This window comes from Limnohabitans rimovensis (SeqCode) (assembly GCF_965234775.1).
GTDB lineage: Bacteria > Pseudomonadota > Gammaproteobacteria > Burkholderiales > Burkholderiaceae_C > Limnohabitans > Limnohabitans rimovensis.
In genome coordinates this window covers 159,078-178,168 of sequence record NZ_OZ248569.1, presented here as the reverse complement: position 1 = coordinate 178,168, position 19,091 = coordinate 159,078, and the positions used below count along the sequence as shown (strand labels likewise).

At 58.4% G+C, this 19,091-nt stretch carries 16 protein-coding genes; 5 read left to right on the top strand and 11 right to left on the bottom strand.

Annotated elements, in window-relative coordinates; all coding sequences use genetic code 11:
- The first annotated feature begins 48 nt into the window (after positions 1–48).
- Genes AC8GFZ_RS14830 through AC8GFZ_RS14810 form a run of 5 tightly spaced genes read left to right on the top strand, consistent with a single transcriptional unit; the run spans position 49 to position 5,114 of the window.
- A complete protein-coding gene (locus AC8GFZ_RS14830) occupies positions 49–1,041 on the top strand; it encodes an amino acid ABC transporter permease (protein ID WP_506645680.1) in 993 nt (330 codons plus the stop codon).
- 2 nt (positions 1,042–1,043) lie between these two features.
- On the top strand, positions 1,044–2,159 hold the full coding sequence (locus AC8GFZ_RS14825) for an amino acid ABC transporter permease (RefSeq protein WP_506645679.1): 1,116 nt from the start codon (positions 1,044–1,046) through the stop codon (positions 2,157–2,159).
- A 29-nt stretch (positions 2,160–2,188) separates the two neighbouring features.
- The gene (locus AC8GFZ_RS14820; RefSeq protein WP_506645678.1) at positions 2,189–2,932 is read left to right on the top strand and encodes an amino acid ABC transporter ATP-binding protein; all 744 of its coding nucleotides are present in this window, start codon (positions 2,189–2,191) and stop codon (positions 2,930–2,932) included.
- 40 nt (positions 2,933–2,972) lie between these two features.
- Positions 2,973–4,163 (top strand): 4-hydroxybenzoate 3-monooxygenase, encoded by a 1,191-nt coding sequence (pobA, locus tag AC8GFZ_RS14815; RefSeq protein ID WP_506645696.1) that lies wholly within the window; start codon positions 2,973–2,975, stop codon positions 4,161–4,163.
- Between the two features lie 3 nt (positions 4,164–4,166).
- Positions 4,167–5,114: a CoA transferase gene (locus tag AC8GFZ_RS14810; RefSeq protein WP_506645677.1), complete on the top strand. Its 948-nt coding sequence runs from the start codon at positions 4,167–4,169 to the stop codon at positions 5,112–5,114.
- Positions 5,115–5,154: 40 nt separating this feature from the next.
- Here AC8GFZ_RS14810 and AC8GFZ_RS14805 read toward each other — a convergent pair whose 3' ends face one another.
- The 11 genes from AC8GFZ_RS14805 to AC8GFZ_RS14755 all read right to left on the bottom strand — a co-directional run bounded on the left by AC8GFZ_RS14805 (position 5,155) and on the right by AC8GFZ_RS14755 (position 19,090).
- Positions 5,155–6,258, bottom strand: a complete 1,104-nt coding sequence (locus AC8GFZ_RS14805) for an enoyl-CoA hydratase/isomerase family protein (RefSeq protein ID WP_506645676.1) — start codon at positions 6,256–6,258, stop codon at positions 5,155–5,157.
- A 19-nt stretch (positions 6,259–6,277) separates the two neighbouring features.
- The gene (locus tag AC8GFZ_RS14800; protein ID WP_506645675.1) at positions 6,278–7,168 is read right to left on the bottom strand and encodes a DMT family transporter; all 891 of its coding nucleotides are present in this window, start codon (positions 7,166–7,168) and stop codon (positions 6,278–6,280) included.
- Between the two features lie 2 nt (positions 7,169–7,170).
- Positions 7,171–9,000, bottom strand: a complete 1,830-nt coding sequence (gene typA, locus AC8GFZ_RS14795) for a translational GTPase TypA (protein ID WP_506645674.1) — start codon at positions 8,998–9,000, stop codon at positions 7,171–7,173.
- Positions 8,997–9,947 (bottom strand): tRNA pseudouridine(55) synthase TruB, encoded by a 951-nt coding sequence (gene truB, locus AC8GFZ_RS14790; RefSeq protein ID WP_506645673.1) that lies wholly within the window; start codon positions 9,945–9,947, stop codon positions 8,997–8,999. The genes typA and truB overlap by 4 nt, the downstream gene beginning before the upstream one ends.
- Before the next feature lie 2 nt (positions 9,948–9,949).
- A complete protein-coding gene (gene rbfA / locus AC8GFZ_RS14785) occupies positions 9,950–10,321 on the bottom strand; it encodes a 30S ribosome-binding factor RbfA (protein WP_506645672.1) in 372 nt (123 codons plus the stop codon).
- 38 nt (positions 10,322–10,359) lie between these two features.
- Complete coding sequence (infB, locus tag AC8GFZ_RS14780) at positions 10,360–13,197, bottom strand: translation initiation factor IF-2 (RefSeq protein ID WP_506645671.1); 2,838 nt, start codon at positions 13,195–13,197, stop codon at positions 10,360–10,362.
- Between the two features lie 24 nt (positions 13,198–13,221).
- Complete coding sequence (gene nusA / locus AC8GFZ_RS14775; RefSeq protein ID WP_506645670.1) at positions 13,222–14,706, bottom strand: transcription termination factor NusA; 1,485 nt, start codon at positions 14,704–14,706, stop codon at positions 13,222–13,224.
- A gap of 21 nt (positions 14,707–14,727) precedes the next feature.
- A complete protein-coding gene (gene rimP / locus AC8GFZ_RS14770) occupies positions 14,728–15,291 on the bottom strand; it encodes a ribosome maturation factor RimP (RefSeq protein WP_506645695.1) in 564 nt (187 codons plus the stop codon).
- A gap of 115 nt (positions 15,292–15,406) precedes the next feature.
- Positions 15,407–17,020: an ABC transporter ATP-binding protein gene (locus AC8GFZ_RS14765; RefSeq protein ID WP_506645669.1), complete on the bottom strand. Its 1,614-nt coding sequence runs from the start codon at positions 17,018–17,020 to the stop codon at positions 15,407–15,409.
- Positions 17,017–18,090 (bottom strand): ABC transporter permease, encoded by a 1,074-nt coding sequence (locus AC8GFZ_RS14760; protein WP_506645668.1) that lies wholly within the window; start codon positions 18,088–18,090, stop codon positions 17,017–17,019. The genes AC8GFZ_RS14765 and AC8GFZ_RS14760 overlap by 4 nt, the downstream gene beginning before the upstream one ends.
- A complete protein-coding gene (locus AC8GFZ_RS14755; RefSeq protein WP_506645667.1) occupies positions 18,056–19,090 on the bottom strand; it encodes a microcin C ABC transporter permease YejB in 1,035 nt (344 codons plus the stop codon). The genes AC8GFZ_RS14760 and AC8GFZ_RS14755 overlap by 35 nt, the downstream gene beginning before the upstream one ends.
- Between the last annotated feature and the right edge of the window lies 1 nt (position 19,091).

Sequence of the window (19,091 nt, the reverse complement as noted above, 5' to 3'; positions counted from 1 at the left end):
TCACCAGCTCAAGGATGGCCTCTTGCGGGGCCATCCTTTTTATTTGGCATGAACAGTTCTTTCTGGCATCAAAAACAAGCGCGCCGTTGGCTCTATCAGTTGGCTTTGCTGTTGGGCTTGGGCTTGCTGCTGGCTTGGTTGCTCAGCAACACCCTGGCCAACATGAAAGCGCGTGGCATCCAAAGCGGCTTTGACTTTTTGTGGGCCAATGCAGGTTTTGACATTGGCGAGTCGATGATCGCTTTTGACTCCAGCGAACCCTATTGGCGCGCCTTTTGGGTCGGTTTGCTCAATACCTTGCGGGTATCGGTGGTGGGTATCGCGTTTTGTACGATTTTGGGCACCTTGATCGGTGTGGGGCGGGTGTCCAACAACGCCTTGGCACGGGGCATGGGATATGCCTATACCGAGCTTTTCCGCAACGTACCCGTGTTGCTTCAGTTGCTGATTTGGTATGTGTTGCTGGTCGAGTTCATGCCCGATAGCCAAAGCCCACTGCACTTCAATGACTGGTTTTACCTCAGTAAAAACGGGATTTCATTTCCCGTTCCGGTGTGGGACGCCAGCGTCCCAGGCCTGGTGTGGGATGTGCCTGTCTGGCTTGACGGAGAAATCACCCAAGGCATCAGCCTGACCCCCGAATTTTTAGCCATCACCCTGGGACTGAGTTTTTACACCTCGGCGTTTGTGGCCGAAGTGGTGCGCGCGGGTATTGTGTCGGTGCCGCGCGGCCAACTCGAGGCCGCCAAAAGCATTGGCCTGTCCAATTGGCAAACCACCCGCCAAGTGCTGTTGCCCCAGGCCATGCGGGTCATCATCCCGCCCCTGACCAACCAATACCTGAACTTGACCAAAAACTCGTCTTTGGCGGTGGCCATTGGCTACCCCGATTTGGTCAGCATCTCCAACACCGCCCTGAACCAAACGGGTCGGGCTGTGGAGTGCATTGCCCTGATCATGGCGGTGTATTTGTGCCTGTCCTTGGGCACCTCGGCGCTGATGAACGCCTTCAACCAACGCATGGCCATTCGGGAGCGTTGAAGATGACCATCTCGCTGCACCACATTGCCCCCCGCACACCACCGGTGGGACACACCTCTTGGCGTTTGTGGCTGCGCCAAAACCTGTTTGCCAACCGCACCAGCAGCGTGACCACCCTCACCTTACTGGTGTTGGGTCTATGGTTATTGCCCCAGTTGTGGTCTTGGGCGGTGTGGCACGCGCAATTCAAGCCGGATGCCGATGCCTGCCAATCCATCCGCGGCATCGGTGCTTGCTGGGGTGTGGTGAGCGAAAAATACCGCATCATCATTTTTGGTCGCTATCCCTTTGCCGAACAATGGCGCCCTTTGCTGGCGTGTGGCTTGTTGGTGTCCTTGTTGGTCGTCAGTTGCATGCGGGCCTTTTGGCGAATTGGCTTGCTATGGGCTTGGCTTGCAGTGTGGCTGGCCTTTTTTGGCCTGATGGGTGGGCGCTTGTTCGGTGTTTCTTTGGGTTTGAGCCCGGTGCCCACCGATCAGTGGGGCGGCTTGCCCTTGACCTTGATGCTGTCGTCCCTGTCCATCGCCCTGGCCTTTCCACTGGCCGTGTTGGTGGCACTGGGTCGGCGCAGTGACTTGCCCGCCATCAAAACCATTTGCGTGACTTACGTGGAGTTGGTGCGGGGCGTGCCATTGATTTCGGTGCTGTTCATGGCCAGCTTCATGTTTCCGCTGCTCATGCCCGCCGGCACCACGCCCGATGTGTTGTTGCGCGTTTTGGTGGGAATCACCTTGTTTTCGGCCGCATACACCGCTGAAATCGTGCGCGGCGGCTTGCAAGCCATTCCCCGGGGACAATATGAGGCGGCTGCCAGTTTGGGGCTGGGTTACTGGAAAACCCAGCGCATCATCATCTTGCCCCAAGCCCTGGCCCATGTGGTGCCGGGCATCATGAACAACTTCATCGCCATCTTCAAAGACACCTCCTTGGTCACCATCGTCAGTTTGTATGAACTGTCTGGCGCTTTGGGTTTGGCCCTGAATGGCGACCCCTTGTGGCGGCCGTTCAAAATCGAAGGCTATTTGTTCATCACCCTGATTTACTTTGCGTTTTGTTTTGCCATGTCGCGCTACAGCCTGTGGATAGAACACCGGCTGCAACGCAGCCAAGCACGCTGACCCCCATTGTCACCAAGGACCCCACCACCATGAACCCAGAGACCATCGTCTCCTTCGAAAAAGTCAACAAATGGTTTGGCCAATTTCATGTGCTGCGCGACATTGACTTGCAAGTTCGCAAGGGCGAGCGCATTGTCATTTGCGGCCCATCGGGCTCGGGCAAATCCACCCTGATCCGGTGCATCAACCGCCTGGAAGAGCACCAACAGGGCCGCATCAGCGTGGCCGGCATCGAGTTGGGTGACGATTTGCGCGCCATCGATCAGGTGCGCAAGCAAGTGGGCATGGTGTTCCAGCAGTTCAATTTGTTTCCTCACCTGACGGTGCTGGAAAACCTCACCCTGGCCCCGATCCAAGTGAGCAAGCTCTCCGTGGCAGACGCCACCGAGCGCGCCATGCAGCAACTCGAGCGGGTGCGCATTGCCGAGCAAGCCCACAAGTACCCTTTGCAACTCTCCGGCGGACAACAACAACGGGTGGCGATTGCCCGGGCGCTGTGTCTGACGCCCCAGGTCATGTTGTTTGACGAACCCACTTCGGCGCTCGACCCAGAGATGATCAAAGAGGTGTTGGATGTGATGGTCGAGCTGGCCGAACAAGGCATCACCATGCTGTGCGTGACCCATGAAATGGGTTTTGCCAAAGCCGTGGCCGATCGGGTGATTTTCATGGACCAGGGCCAAATCGTGGAGCAAAACACCCCTCAGTCATTTTTTGACAATCCACAGCACGATCGCACCAAAGATTTCTTGGCCAAAATCATTGGCCATTGATGAACCATTTTTTTGAACTGAGCTTGGCATGACAAACACTGTGCGCACCCAAGTGGTCATCGTCGGCGCTGGCCCATCGGGCTTGTTGTTGGGGGCCTTGCTGCACAAAGCCGGCATTGACAACATCATCGTGGAACGCCAAAGCGGCGACTATGTGCTGGGCCGCATCCGCGCGGGCATCTTGGAGCAAGTCACGCTCGATCTGCTGCACGAAGCCGGTGTGGGGGCCACCGTGACCCAAGCGGGCACGCCCCACCATGCGATTGAGTTGGTGTTCCAAAACCAACGCCATGCCATTGACATCACCGGCTTGACCGGTGGCAAGTCGGTCACCGCTTATGGCCAAACCGAAGTGACCCGCGACCTGATGAACGCCCGCGCAGCCGCTGGCTTGACCACCTGGTACAGCGCAGAAGATGTCAGCGTGAATGGCTTTGATGGGCCTCACCCCCATGTGTTGTGCCAACACGAAGGCCAAGCCAAGCGCATTGATGCCGACTTCATTGCCGGCTGCGATGGGTTTCACGGCGTGTGCCGCGCCAGTGTGCCCGCCGGCAGTTTGCAAGAGTTTGAACGGGTGTATCCCTTTGGCTGGCTGGGCATCTTGGCCGATGTGCCGCCGGTCTCGCCGCACGCGATTGTGTACGCCAACAGCGCCGAGGGCTTTGCGCTGTGCAGCATGCGCAGCCTGACCCGCAGCCGCTACTACGTGCAATGCCCCTTGAGCGATCAGGTCAGCGATTGGAGCGATGAGCGTTTTTGGGACGCCTTGCGCCGCCGCCTGGACCCTGCCCTGGCCGAGCAAATCATCACCGGCCCGTCGATTGAAAAAAGCATTGCGCCGCTGCGCAGTTATGTGGCCGAGCCGATGCGCTTTGGGCGAATGTTTTTGGCCGGAGACGCATCGCACATCGTGCCACCCACCGGGGCCAAAGGTTTGAACCTGGCGGCCTCGGATGTGAAGTATTTGAGCGCCGCCTTGATCGAGCATTACGCAGAGCGCAGCGACGCGGGCATCGACGCCTATTCAGACCGTTGTTTGGCCCGCATTTGGCGCGCGGAGCGTTTTTCCTGGTGGCTGACCAACCTGATGCACCGCTTTCCAGACAACGGTGCGTTCGGTCAAAAAATGCAAGACGCCGAGCTTCATTATTTGGTCAACAGCCGCGCCGCATCCACCGCCTTGGCCGAAAACTATGTCGGCCTGCCCCTGGACTTTGCGCAGCACTGAACCATGGTCACATCCAAAACCAGTTCAACCGAGGGGCTGACTTCCAACCCCCGACAACAACGCGTGTTGCGCGGCGTGCGTGTGCTCAGCCTGGCGTTGAACTTGCCAGGCCCCGCCGCATTGATGCGCTTGCAGGCCATGGGTGCACATTGCACCAAGCTCGAACCCCCTGCTCCGCCGGGAGCCACCAGCACCAGCGGCGACCCGATGGCCCACTACCGGCCCAAGGCTTACCAAACCATGCACCAAGGGGTGCGAACGGTGCAAGCCGACCTCAAAACCGCCCCCGGCCAAGCCGTGTTGCAGCGCTTGTTGCGCAACACCGATGTGCTCATCACCTCTTTCAGGCCATCGGCCTTGAACAAGTTGGGCTTGGGCTGGAAAAGCTTGCAACAAAAATACCCGCCACTGAGTTGCGTGGCCATCGTGGGAGCGCCAGGTGCCCGCGCCGAAGAGCCCGGGCATGACCTGACTTATGTGGCCGAGCAAGGCTTGGTCGATGGCCTGCGATTGCCCGCCAGTTTGTTTGCCGACATGGGCGGCTCGCTGATGGCCAGCGAAGCAGTGCTCAAGGCCTTGATGCTGCGCGCCCAACCCGGTCGCACCCAGGGCAAAGGCGTGCTGCTGGAAGTGGCCTTGAGCGATGCGGCCGCCTATCTGGCCTTGCCCAGACACTGGGGCTTGACCACGCCCAAGGGCGCCGTGGGTGGGGCCCATGCGGGCTACCAAATCTACCCGTGTCTTGATGGCCGTGTGGCGGTGGCGGCCCTGGAGCCGCATTTCGCCAAGCGTTTGTTGACTGCCGCTGGAATAACCCAGGTGGGCCCCAACACGCCCCACACGCCGCAGGCGCATCAAGCCGTGGCCCAGTTTTTTGCAGGGCAAACAAGGCGTCAATTGGACCGCTTGGCCAGCAGCCAAGACATTCCCTTGCACACCCTGCCGCGGTGAAGGGTCAGCCGAAACCTCTTGGCGGGTGCGGCTCAGTTTTTTAAATCAAGCCCCGCAAAGGGTGTGCATGGGCTGGCCAGGGATGGCTGAAGAAAGCTTCGACTTCAGAAGCGTCCACTTCTGAAACCCGCTGCGGCTTCCACTGGGGCTGTTTGTCTTTGTCCACCGCCAAAGCCCGGATGCCTTCGACGGTTTCGCTGTCGACCACGGGGCGCCCATGGAAACAATGCCGGACCATGTCGCGCTCCATGCGCAAGTCATCTGCCAGCGACAAACCACGCGCACGGCGAATTTGTTCCAACACCACGCACAGCATCAGGGGCGAGCGGTGGTGCAGCACCTCCAAGGTGGTTTGCGCCCAAGTGGCGTTGGGACCAGGTCCTTGGCCCAAAGTGGTCAAGGCATCCATCATGGCCATCACCGTGGGCAGGGCAAAGACCTGTTGCATATCGCTGTGCAGCCAAACGGGCGCTGCGGGCACTTGGGTGTCGACTTGGCTGCGCAGCCAGTTCAGCACGGCTTGGCCGTCAGGCCACACTTGAGATGTCAAGCCCGCCCACAAGGAGGGCAATTGGCTGCTGGCCACTTGTGCATCGGCCAAACCCACGGCCACGGCCTCGCTGCCACCCAAGGTTTGACCGGTCAAGCCCAAATATTCGCCACAAGCCCCGGCCAAACGGCTGAGAAAGAAACCCCCGCCCACATCGGGAAACAAGCCAATGTGGGTTTCGGGCATGGCCATTTGGGTGCGCTCGGTGACCAAGCGCAAAGCCGCACCCTGGGACAAGCCCATGCCGCCGCCCATCACGATGCCATCCATGAAAGCGATATAGGGCTTGGGGTAGGTGTGGATCAAGTGGTTGAGGGTGTATTCCTCGGTGAAAAAGTCTTCCAAGGCCGGGGCACCGGCCAAAGCGGCTTGGTGAAAAAAGCGAATATCTCCACCTGCGCAGAAATGACCGAACACGCCCTCTTTGTGGCTGCCGCGGATGGCCACCGCCAACACCTCGGTGTGGTCACGCCAAGCCAGCAGGCAAGCCGTCAGGTCGCGCACCATGGACAAGGACAAGGCGTTCAAGGCCCGAGGCCGATTCAGGGTGATCAGGCCCACCCCAGATTTGATTTCACACACCACATCTGACATTTGCCACTCCTTGTGTTTTTCAGGTGAGGGGATTTTGGCGCTCTCGCCAAGCCAAACCTTGGTGCGCCAACAAAGCCCCCAACACCAGCAAACCACCCGACAACACCGAAGAGCTGGGTTCCTCGCCCGCCCCCCACCACGCCAAGAAAATGCCAAACACCACTTCGAGCAAGGCCAGCAAGGACACCTCGGGGGCTTTCAGCACCCTGGCACAAGCCACGGACAACAAGCACGGGATGGCCAGTTGCACCAGGCCCAACAAAGCGAGCCACGCCACGTCAGTGGCCACCGCCTGAAAAGGCATGGACATGGGCAGGGTCACCAAACACGAGATGGCGGCACCGATCAATACGCCCGGCGCCAAGTCCACCGCCAGACCACGCACCGCGGCACGCTGAACCACCGTCCAATTGACGGCAGCGGCCAGGGGCACGCACAAAGCCACGACAAAACCCAGCCAGCCTTGCGTTGCCACTTCGGCGCCAAACATCCAAGCGATGCCCAAGGCCGCCATCACAATGGCGAGAGCGGTGCGAACATCGATGCGCTGACCCAGCACCACGCGGGCCACCAGCGCGGTAAAGAAGGGGCCCATCGCCATGGTGATCAGCACATTGGCCACGGTGGTCATGGTCAGGGCCAGCATGAAGGCGGTGAACATCACCGACCAGCACACCCCCGACAGCCACAAAGATACGCCGCCTTGGCGCATGCCCTTGAACACATCGCGCCCTTGTGTCAGGGGCAACAACACCAAAAGTGACAAGAAAGTGAACAGGCTGCGCCAAAAGGTGATTTCAAAGCTTTGGGCGCTCTCCAGCTGGCGCGTGACCACACCCGCAATCGACCACATGGCGGCGTTGGCCACCATCAAGACCACCGCTTGCCCATGGCTAAGCCCGGCCAACATGTTCAGGCCCCGGTGCGGCTGGCACGCTTGCGGTCGTGCTCTTTGAGGTGGCGCTTGCGCAAACGGATGCTTTTGGGGGTGATCTCGACCAACTCATCGTCCTCAATGAACTCGACTGCATATTCCAAGGTCAGCTCAATCGGCGGCGTGATTTTGATCGCATCTTCTTTGCCCGACACGCGGAAGTTGGTCAACTGCTTTTGGCGCACGGCATTGACCACCAAATCGTTGTCCCGGCTGTGGATGCCCACGATCATGCCCTCGTACACCGGGTCGCCATGGCGCACAAACATGCGGCCACGGTCGTCGAGTTTGCCCAAAGCGTAGGTGACGATTTCACCGTCATCCATGCTGATCAGCACGCCGTTTTTGCGGCTGGCAATTTCACCCCGGTATGCCTCGTAACCATCAAAGATGTTGCTGGCCAAACCGGTGCCACGGGTCAAGTTGAGAAACTCGTTTTGAAAACCAATCAAACCGCGAGCCGGGATGCGGTATTCCAAGCGCACACGGCCCCGGCCATCAGGCTCCATGTTGGCCAATTCGGCTTTGCGCTCGCCAAGGGCTTGCATCACACCGCCCTGGTGGCCTTCTTCAAGGTCCACGGTGAGCATTTCAATCGGTTCATGGCGTTCACCATTGACCTCTTTGTAAACCACGCGGGGTTTGGACACGGCCAACTCATAGCCTTCACGGCGCATGTTTTCCAACAAAATGGTCAGGTGCAATTCGCCACGGCCAGACACCTCGTAAATCCCGTCTTCGTCGGTGTCTTGCACGCGCAAGGCCACGTTGGCTTGCAACTCTTTGTCCAAACGATCGCGCAATTGGCGGCTGGTCACGAACTTGCCTTCACGACCTGCCAAAGGCGAGTTGTTGACGCAAAAATTCATGGTCAAGGTGGGCTCGTCAATTTTGAGCATGGGCAAGGGTGCGGGGGACTGGGGGTCGGTCAGTGTCACACCAATGTTGACTTGTTCAATGCCGTTGACCAACACAATGTCGCCAGGTCCTGCCTCGGTGGCTTGCACCCGCTCCAAGCCTTCAAATTTCAAAAGTTGCAGCAATTTGGCTTTGCCCAAAGAGCGCTCTGGCCCTTGCATCACCAACACCTCTTGATTGGGGCGGATGGTGCCTGCGTTGATGCGGCCCACGCCAATGCGGCCCACATAGCTGGAGTAATCCAGCGAGCTGATTTGCAGCTGCAAAGGGGCGTTGGGGTCACCGGCATGGGCAGGCACGTGATCAAGAACAGTGTCAAACAAGGCGCCCAAATCAGGCCCCCATTGCTCCCCAGGTGTTCCCTCGTTCATGCTGGCCCAGCCATTCAAGCCAGAGGCGTAAACCACTGGAAAGTCCAATTGGTCTTCACTGGCGCCGAGTTTGTCAAACAAATCAAACGCGGCATTGATCACGTAGTCAGGGCGCGAGCCGGGGCGGTCCACTTTGTTGACCACCACAATCGGCTTCAAGCCCAAAGCCAAGGCCTTTTTGGTGACAAAGCGGGTTTGCGGCATGGGGCCTTCCACCGCATCGATGAGCAGCACCACACCATCGACCATGGACAAGGCCCGTTCGACCTCGCCGCCAAAGTCAGCGTGTCCAGGGGTGTCGACGATGTTGATGTGGGTGCCCTTCCAGCTCACCGCGCAATTTTTGGCCAAGATGGTGATGCCACGCTCTTTTTCCAAATCGTTGTTGTCCATCACCCGCTCGGTGATTTTTTCATTCGCGCGGAAGGTGCCCGATTGGCGAAGCAATTGGTCCACCAAGGTGGTTTTGCCATGGTCCACGTGGGCGATGATGGCGATGTTGCGAATTTGTTGAGTCATGCAGGGTTCTCCAAAAGGGATTTGATTTCTAGCGGGCTGAGCAGTCGCGTCGGGATGAGTTCACCGGCTTTGACATGGGCTGTGCCCAAAAGGCTGTGGGGGTCTTGTCCGTAGACAGAAACGTGTTCGCAATCGGGCCAAGCCCCTCGGCGGCGCAAGCCACTCAAGAAGCGCCCTGAATCATGCGGCTCCAATGTGATGGGTTGATGACCTTGCAACAGGCTGTCCACCGGGCGCAGTTGGGCCTGGCGTTGGTTGTCGTCCATGGCCTCCAATTGTTCGAGCGTGATGCAATCGGCCACCCCAAAGGGGCCGCTGCGGGTGCGGCGCAGGCTGATCAAATGCGCACCGCAACCCAGTGCTTTGCCCATGTCTTCGGCCAGCGTGCGGATGTAGGTGCCTTTGCTGCAATCCACCCACATGCGCACACAGCGCAGGCCGTCTTGGGGCTCGATTTCTTGCAAGCGCAAGGAATGGATGGTGATGGCGCGAGGCGCCCGCTCCACCGTCAAGCCCTCGCGGGCGTATTCGTACAAGGCTTTGCCGTCTTTTTTCAAGGCGCTGTGCATGGGTGGGGTTTGCTGGATCGGGCCGCTGAAGGTCTGCTCCACTAGGCGCAGATCATCGGGTGAAAAGGTGGCTTCGCATTGAGCCAGCACCTCGCCTTCGGCGTCCCCGGTGCTGGTGGTTTGGCCCATTTTGGCCACCGCCTCATAGGCTTTGTCGGCATCGAGGTGGATTTGCGAAAACTTGGTGGCCGCACCAAAACACAAGGGCAGCACGCCACTGGCCAAGGGATCGAGCGTGCCGGTGTGGCCGGCTTTTTCAGCGCGCAACAGGTATTTGGCTTTTTGCAAGGCGTTGTTGCTCGACATGCCCAATGGCTTGTCCAGCAGCAGCAGCCCATGCACAGGGCGCCGCTGCACCCTGGTGCGTGGCGCGTTCATGGTCAGTCCTCTTTGGCCCGAGAGGAAACGGCCTTGGCGATCAAGGCGTTCATGTCGGCTGCTTTTTCGGTGGTTCGGTCGTACACAAAATGCAAGGTGGGCACTGTGTGGATGTGCAGTTTCTTGAACAAACCACTGCGCAAAAAACCCGCCGCTTGGTTCAACCCCTCGGTGGCCAAGGCAGCGTCACCACCCAGGCAACTGAAGAACACTTTGGCATGCGCGTAGTCGGGCGTGACTTCCACCGCATTGATGGTCACCATGCCCACCCGTGGGTCTTTGAGCTCACGGGCGATCAGACCCGTCAAATCGCGTTGGATTTGATCGGCCACCCGAAAACCTCGGTGGGGCAAAGATGACTTTTTGGTTGCCACAAGCTGAATGCGAAATCATGTTTTATGACGCCTGGGCGTCACAGAACCCGGGCCACTTCTTTGATTTCAAAGAACTCAATCAAATCGCCCTTGGAGATGTCGTTGTAGCCCTTGATGTTCAAGCCGCACTCAAAGCCTTCTTTGACCTCGCGCGCATCGTCCTTGAAGCGCTTGAGGCTTTCCAGCTCACCCGTGAAGATGACCACGTTGTCGCGCAACAAGCGCAACCGCGCACTGCGACGCACCAAGCCAGCGGTGACCATGCAACCCGCGATCGAGCCGATCTTGCTGACCTTGAACACTTCGCGAATTTCGGCGGTGCCCAAAATTTCTTCTTTTTTGTCCGGGGTCAACATGCCCGACATGGCGGCTTTGAGGTCGTCGACCGCGTCGTAAATGATGTTGTAGTAACGGATGTCCACACCATTGCCTTCGGCCACCTTGCGGGCGCCGGCGTCAGCACGGGTGTTGAAACCAATCACCACCGCCTTGGAGGCAATGGCCAAATTGATGTCGCTTTCGCTGATGCCACCCACAGCGGCATAGACGATTTGCACCTTGACTTCGTCGGTCGAGAGCTTGAGCAAGGACGTGGCCAAAGCCTCTTGTGAGCCTTGCACATCGGCCTTGACGATGATGGGCAACATCTTGACGTCGCCAGCGGCCATGTCGGTGAACATGTTCTCCAATTTGGCGGCTTGTTGCTTGGCCAATTTGGTGTTGCGGAATTTGCCGGCCCGGTAGGTGGCGATTTCACGTGCCCGGCGCTCATCGGCCATGACCATGAATTCGTCACCCGCTTGGGGCACCTCGGTGAGGCCTTGGATTTCCACCGGAATGGAGGGGCCTGCCGATTTGATGGGTTTGCCGTTTTCGTCGAGCATGGCGCGAACACGGCCAAAGGTTTGACCTGCCAAGACCACGTCGCCCACATTCAAGGTGCCCGATTGAACCAGGATGGTGGCCACGGGGCCGCGACCTTTGTCGAGCTTGGCTTCAATCACCAGGCCCTTGGCCATGGCGTCGATGGGGGCCTTGAGCTCCAAAATTTCGGCTTGCAACAGCACTTGCTCTAAGAGTTGATCGATGCCGTCCCCGGTTTTGGCGGACACAGGCACGAAGGGTGAATCACCGCCAAACTCTTCTGGCACCACTTCTTCGGTGACCAACTCGCCTTTGACGCGATCGGGGTTGGCGTCGGGTTTGTCCATTTTGTTCAGCGCCACGACGATCGGCACACCCGCCGCTTTGGCGTGTTTGATGGCTTCACGGGTTTGCGGCATCACGCCGTCGTCGGCGGCGACCACCAAAATCACGATGTCGGTGGCCTGCGCACCACGGGCCCGCATGGCGGTGAACGCCTCGTGGCCAGGGGTGTCCAAAAAGGAGATCATGCCGCGCGGGGTTTCAACGTGGTAAGCCCCAATGTGCTGGGTGATGCCACCGGCTTCACCGGCGGCCACACGGGCCTGGCGGATGCGGTCGAGCAACGAAGTTTTGCCATGGTCAACGTGGCCCATGACCGTCACCACAGGGGCTCGGGGCAAAGACTCTGATTTGGTGGCTGAATCTTCTTCATCGGTGAAGGCCTCTGGGTCATCCAGGGCTGCCACGATGGCTTTGTGGCCCATTTCTTCCACCACGATCATGGCGGTGTCTTGGTCCAAGGGCTGGTTGATGGTCACCATTTGGCCGAGCTTCATCAATTGCTTGATGACCTCAGAAGCCTTGATCGCCATCTTGTGCGCCAACTCTGCCACGGTGATGGTTTCGGGCACATGGACTTCAATGATGCGCTGTTCAACAGGTGCCGAGGCCTGGGGTTGGTCATCGCGATCGCGGTCACGGTTGCGGGCCCGTGGACCACCGCGCCAACTGTTGCGCCCCACACCGGTGTTGCTGTCGCCGCGGGTTTTGATTTCTTTTTTCTTGCTTTGGTCATCGGCCCAGCTGGAAGACAGTTTGGCGCTTTTGAGCTCTTTCTGTCCTTCTTTGGGCGCTGTGGCATCGGTGCCAGCGGGTTTGGCCGCAGCTGGTTTGACTGTGCCCACGGCGGGCTTGTGCAAGGTTCCCTTTTTGGCACCAGCAGCTTCTGCAGGCTTGGGCTCGTCAGGTTTTTTCGCCACCAAGACCCGTTTGGGCGCATTCATCATGGTGCGAATGGCTTCGGCCTCAGCCAAGGCCTTGCTGCGACGCTCGTCGCTGGATTTGCTGGCTTCCAAAGCGGTGTCAGCGGCTTGCTGGGCCTTTTCGGCGGCCGTCAAAGCCACTGGGGCTGCGGGCACGGCGGCCTCAACCAACGGTTCGATGGGCGCTTGGGTCGCTGGTTCGGCCACCGTCTCTTGAGGTGTGGGCTCTTGCTGGGCTTGTTTGGCGGCCAAAGCCCGGGCATCAGCGGCTTCGCGTTTGGCCAGAATTTCGGCTTCTTGGCGGCGAATCAGTTCGGCTTGGCGCAGCGCGTCTTGTTCGCGCCGTTGTAATTCGGCTTCATCAATGGCCGGTGCCACGGGCACGGGCGCAGCCGCGGGACGAGGGGCTTCAACCGGGGCAGGGGCTTCAACGGCCTCTGGGCCATCATCGCGCTTGATGAAGGTGCGCTTCTTGCGCACTTCGACTTGAATGGTGCGGGCTTTGCCGGTGGCATCGGCTTGCTTGATCTCGCTGGTGGACTTTTTGACCAAGGTGATTTTTTTGCGCTCGGGCGATTCTGTGCCGTGGCTGGCTTTGAGATGGTTCAATAGCTTTTGCTTGTCACCATCGGTGAGGGCATCGTTGGGGGTTGATTTTTCAACACCGGCCAAGCGCAATTGCTCGATCAGCGTGCTGGTGGATTTTTTGAGTTCGTTGGCAAACTCGGCAACCGTCGTACTGGACATTTGTGGTGTTCCTCTCCATGACCATTACTCTTGACCTGCGAACCAATGTTCGCGTGCCTTCAGGATCAGGGCCTTGGCCTCCTCCTCCGGTTGGCCGGTGATGGCGGTCAGCTCATCCACGGCCAGGTCTGCCAATTCGTCTCGGGTGTTGACACCGTTTTGCGCCAATGTGGCGATCAAATCGGCATCCAAGCCCTCCAGGTCGCGCAGGTCTTGAGAGACCTCTTCGATGCTTTCTTCACGGGCAATTTCCATGGTCAGCAGCATGTCTTTGGCGCGGGTGCGCAACTCGTTGACGGTGTCTTCGTCAAAGCCTTCGATTTCCAACATTTCTTGCAAGGGGACATAAGCCACCTCTTCCAAGCTGGTGAAACCCTCGGCGATCAAGATGTCGGCAATCTCTTGGTCGACGTCGAGCTTTTCCATGAACAAGGTGCGCAGGTAATCGGTTTCGTTGGCTTGTTTTTGCGCCGATTCGTTGGCGTCCATGATGTTGATCTTCCAACCCGTGAGGTCAGAAGCCAAACGCACGTTTTGACCACCACGGCCAATGGCGATGGCCAGGTTTTCTTCGTCAACCACCACGTCCATGGCGTGCTTTTCTTCGTCCACCACGATCGAGCTGACGTTGGCGGGGGCCAAAGCGCCAATCACGAACTGCGCGGGGTCTTCGCTCCACAACACAATGTCCACCCGTTCGCCGGCCAATTCGTTGGTGACGGCATTGACACGGGTGCCGCGCACACCGACACAGGTGCCGATGGGGTCGACCCGCTTGTCGTGCGAAATCACGGCAATTTTGGCGCGTGAGCCTGAGTCTCTGGCGCAAGATTTGATCTCCAGCAAGCCCTGCTCGATCTCGGGCACTTCTTGGCGGAACAGCTCCATCATGAACTCTGGCGCAGAGCGCGACAAAATGATGGGGGCGCCGCGCAAGGTCAGGTCCACTTCCATGATCATGGCGCGCACGCGGTCGCCGTTGCGCAGGTTTTCTTTGGCGATCATTTCGCCACGTCTCAAACGACCTTCCACCCGGCCGCTCTCGACGATGATGTCGCCCTTGTCCATGCGCTTGACCGTGCCGACAAAAATTTTGTCGCCACGCGACAAAAAGTCGTTGAGCAGCATCTCGCGCTCGGCGTCACGGATTTTTTGCAAGATGACTTGCTTGGCCGCCATGGCACCAATGCGGCCAATCGGCAGAGATTCCACGCCCTCTTCGATGTACTCACCCACCTCGACATCAGACACGCGGTCGGTGGCGTCCATGAGCAATTCTTCAGCATCCGGGTTTTGCAAACCGGCCTCGTCGGGCACCACCATCCAGCGGCGAAAGGTTTCGTAATCACCACTGTCGCGGTCGACTGCCACGCGGATGTCCACGTCGCCTTGAAACAACTTTTTGGTGGCCTGGGCCAAGGCCAATTCGACCGCCCCAAACACCACATCGCGCTCGACATTTTTCTCTCGCGAGATGGCATCCACCAACATCAACATTTCGCGGTTCATGATCTCTGACTCCTCTCGTGCTCAAACTGAACGGGCCGAACGACCCTTGAAATCAACCAAAGGCGCAAGGCGTGCCTCGCGCAACTCTTCCAATGCAAACCCCAGCACCTGTGATGGCGGGGTTGCCCTTTTCTGACTGATCCGCTGACCGGGCTTGGTGGGCGCCTCATCGCGCCAAACAATTTGCCAATGTCCGGGGGCCTCGCCTTTTTCCAGCGTGCCTCTGAATTTTTTCCGAAGTGCCGATACCTGGCCACCGGCCGCAGCACCCATGGCCGCCTTCAAGGTGATGTCAATCACTTCACCCGCAAACCGCTCAAAGTCGGCTTGGTGGCGCAAAGGCCGGTCGATGCCCGGCGAGGACACCTCCAAGCGGCGGTATTCCGCTTCCTCTGCTTCCAACACAAATTGCAGTTGGCGGGTGACTTTTTCACAGTCTTCCACCGTCACAAACACGGCCTCGTCGCCCATGGTCCAGGGGTGGTCAATGGTGATGCGCAGCAAACCACCGGCCGAGCGTTCCAGCTCCACCAGGTCGTAACCGAGTCCGGTCACGGTTTGAACAACAACTTCTTGCAAGGCCACAGACAATCACACCCCAAACCGAAAAGCGATTGACCAAAAAAAACGGGCGGTTGGTATCCGCCCGGTTGGTCGTCAAGCAAATATTATAACCGCTAAATATTTGATTTCAATCGCTTTATGACCTTGCGATGGCTGGGGCTGAGGCCTGCACCAGGGTTTGGGTGTAGGTGTGGCGGGGTTGTGCCAACACGGCTTGGGTTTCGCCTGACTCCACCACTTGGCCATCTTTCATCACCATGACCTGATGGGCCATGGCTTGGATGACGTCCATGTCGTGGGTGATCAGCAAATAGCTCAAGCCACGCTCAGCTTGCAAGGTTTGCAGCAGTTGCAGCAATTGCTTTTGAATCGACACATCCAGGGCGCTGGTGGGTTCATCCAAGACCAGCAATTGAGGCTCCAACACCAGCGCACGGGCCACCGCGATGCGCTGGCGCTGACCACCGGAAAACTCATGGGGGTAGCGCTGCAACAAGCCTGGAAATTCGCTCTCACGCATGCCCACCTCAGCCAAAACCTGCTTGACCATGGCTTGGCGCTCTTGATCTGACAGCTGGGGCTGATGCACCCTCAAACCCTCGCCCACCACGTCTTCCACCGTCATGCGCGGTGACAGCGAGGAGTACGGGTCTTGGAACACCACTTGAACCACGCGGCGCAAGGGCAAGTCTGCTGGGTGATGGTGTTGCCAGCCTTGCCCCATCACTTGCAACTGACCTTGGAACGGCAACAGGCCCAACAATGCCAAGGCCAAGGTGGATTTGCCTGACCCCGACTCGCCCAAAACACCCAAAGTTTCGCCTCGCCGGATGGAAAAGCTGACCTGGTCAACGGCGACAAAAGCACCCGCTTTGAACCAACCCCGCCAGCCCGGCAATCGGGTTCGGTAACTGACCCGCAAGTCTTTCACCTCGGCCACCAAAGGGGCCTGGGCTTGCACATCAGCCAAATGGCGCTGGGGTCGGCTGTCCACCAGTTTGCGGGTGTAGGGGTGTTGCGGTTGTTGGAGCACTTGCTGCACCGGACCGTGTTCCACCACATGCCCCTGTTCCATCACCGCTACCCGATCGGCAAAGCGTTGCACCAAATTCAGGTCGTGGGTGATCATCAACACCGCCGTCCCGGTTTCGCGCTGCAAAGTGTCGAGCAAGTCCAAAATTTGACCCCGCATGGACACATCCAAGGCGGTGGTGGGCTCATCGGCCAACAACAATTTGGGGCGGCAGGCCAAGGCCATGGCAATCATCGCGCGCTGGCGTTGCCCCCCAGATAGTTGGTGCGGGTAGGACTTCAAAAAACGCTCGGGCGGGTTCAAGCCGGTTTGGCTGAGCATTTCTGCACTGCGCTCCCAGGCATCGCGGCGCGACAGAGCCATTTTGAGCAGCAACACTTCAGACAGTTGATCGCCGATGGTGAACAAGGGGTTGAGCGCGGTCATGGGCTCTTGGAACACCATGGCGATGTCTTGGCCACGCAGCTGCTGCATGCGAGCCTCGCTGGCTTGCATCAGGTCTTCACCATTGAACCAGCATGTACCGGTCAATTGCGCGGTGCCCAGCAACCGCAACACACCCAACGCTGTCACAGTTTTGCCCGAGCCCGACTCGCCGACCAAGGCCAGGCGTTCGCCCGCCGCCAAGTCCAGGTCGATGCCGTGCACCACCTCATGCCCACCAAAAGACACCCGCCATTGGCGCAGAGATAACAAAGGGCTTGGGACCTGGCTCATTGGTCCGCCTTGCGCGGGTCCAGGGCGTCGCGCAAAGCGTCACCCATGAAGGTCAGCAACAACAAGGTGCCCACCAACACCAAAAACGTGGACAAGGAGATCCACCAGGCGTCGATATTGGTTTTGCCCTGGGCCAGCAGTTCACCCAAACTGGGCGTGCCTGGGGGCACCCCCAAGCCCAGAAAATCCAAGCTGGTCAGGGCCAAGATCGCGGCACTCATGCGAAAGGGCAAGAAAGTCACCACGGGCGTCATGCTGTTGGGCAACACATGGCGTCGAATGATCGCCCAGGGGCTCAAACCCAGGGCTTTGGCCGCCCGCACATAGTCGAGTTGCCGGTTGCGCAAAAACTCTGCGCGCACATAGTCGCTCAAGCCCATCCAACCAAACAAACTCAACAAGATCAGCAGCAAGCCCACGCTCGGGTCAAACACCGCCGCAAAAATGATCAGCAAATACAGCTCGGGCATGGCCGACCAAATTTCGATGAAGCGTTGAAAGGCCAAATCGGTTTTGCCGCCAAAAAACCCTTGAATGGCCCCTGTGACCACACCCAAAATCGTGCCAACGACCGTCAAGGCCAAGGCAAACAGCACCGACACCCGAAAGCCATAGATCAGCCGGGCCAACACATCGCGGCCCCGGTCATCGGTGCCCAACCAGTTGTCTGCCGACGGGCCGCTGGGGTTGGGCTCTTTGGCAAAGTAATTCAAGGTGCTGTGGTGGTAGGGGTTGACGGGGTAAATCGCCCAGTTGCCGGGCTTGGCGAATTGGGCTTGGATAAAAGGGTCTAAAAAGTCGGTGGGGGTGTCGAAGTCCCCGCCGAAAACCGTCTCCGGCAGGTTTTGCACCAATGGCACATACCAGCGCCCGTCATGGCGGGCCAGCAAGGGCTTGTCATTGGAGATGAGTTCGGCGCCCAAGCTGAGCAAGGTCATGGCCACAAAAATGACCAGGCTGGCAAACCCCAGGCGATGGCGCTTGAACCGCAACCAAGCGCGTTTGGCCGGTGTGGGCGAAGCCACCCAAGTGGATTCAATCGAATTTGACACGCGGATCCACCCACACATAACAAAGATCACTGATGAGTTTGGTGACCAAACCAATCAGGGTGAACAAATACAAAGTGCCCAAGACCACCGGGTAATCACGGCGCATCACACTTTCGTAACTGAGCAAACCCAGCCCATCCAAAGAAAACAAAGTTTCGATCAACAAGGAACCGGTAAAAAAAGCCCCAATGAACGCTGCGGGGAACCCGGTGACCAATGGAATGAGGGCATTGCGCATCACATGCTTCCACAGCACGCGCCCCTCGCTCATGCCCTTGGCGCGGGCGGTCAACACATATTGCTTGCGAATCTCTTCCAAAAATGCATTTTTGGTCAACATGGTGGTCACCGCAAAAGCACCCAACACACTCGCCGTGATGGGCAAGGCAATGTGCCACAGGTAATCCACCACTTTGGCACCAAAGCTCAACTCAGCCCAGTTGCCAGAGGTCAGCCCACGCAACGGGAACCATTGCAACTGCCCCCCAAAAATCACCAGCAAGGCCACACCCAAAACAAAACCGGGAATGGCGTAACCGGTCAGCACCAATAAGCTGGTCAAGGTGTCAAAGCGGGTGCCTGCACGCACGGCTTTGGCGATGCCCAAGGGCACCGATATCAAATAACTGAGAAAGAAGGTCCACAGCCCCAAGCTGATCGACACCGGTAATTTTTCTTTCACCAACTCCCACACCGACTTGGGATGGAAAAAGCTTTTGCCCAAATCAAACCGGGCAAACTGGCCCAGCATTTGCACAAAACGCTCGGTGGCAGGTTTGTCGAACCCATACAGCTGCTTGATCTCTTCGATGCGGGCTGCATCAACACCCTGTCGGCCACGGTAGCCAGCACCACTTTGCGCCGCCCCTTCGCCACCGCCATCGCGGCCTTGCAGTTGCGACACCATTTGCTCCACGGGTCCACCCGGCACAAACTGAATCACCGCAAAGGTCACCAACAACACACCAAACAAGGTGGGAATCATCAACAACAAACGTTTGAACACATACATCAACATG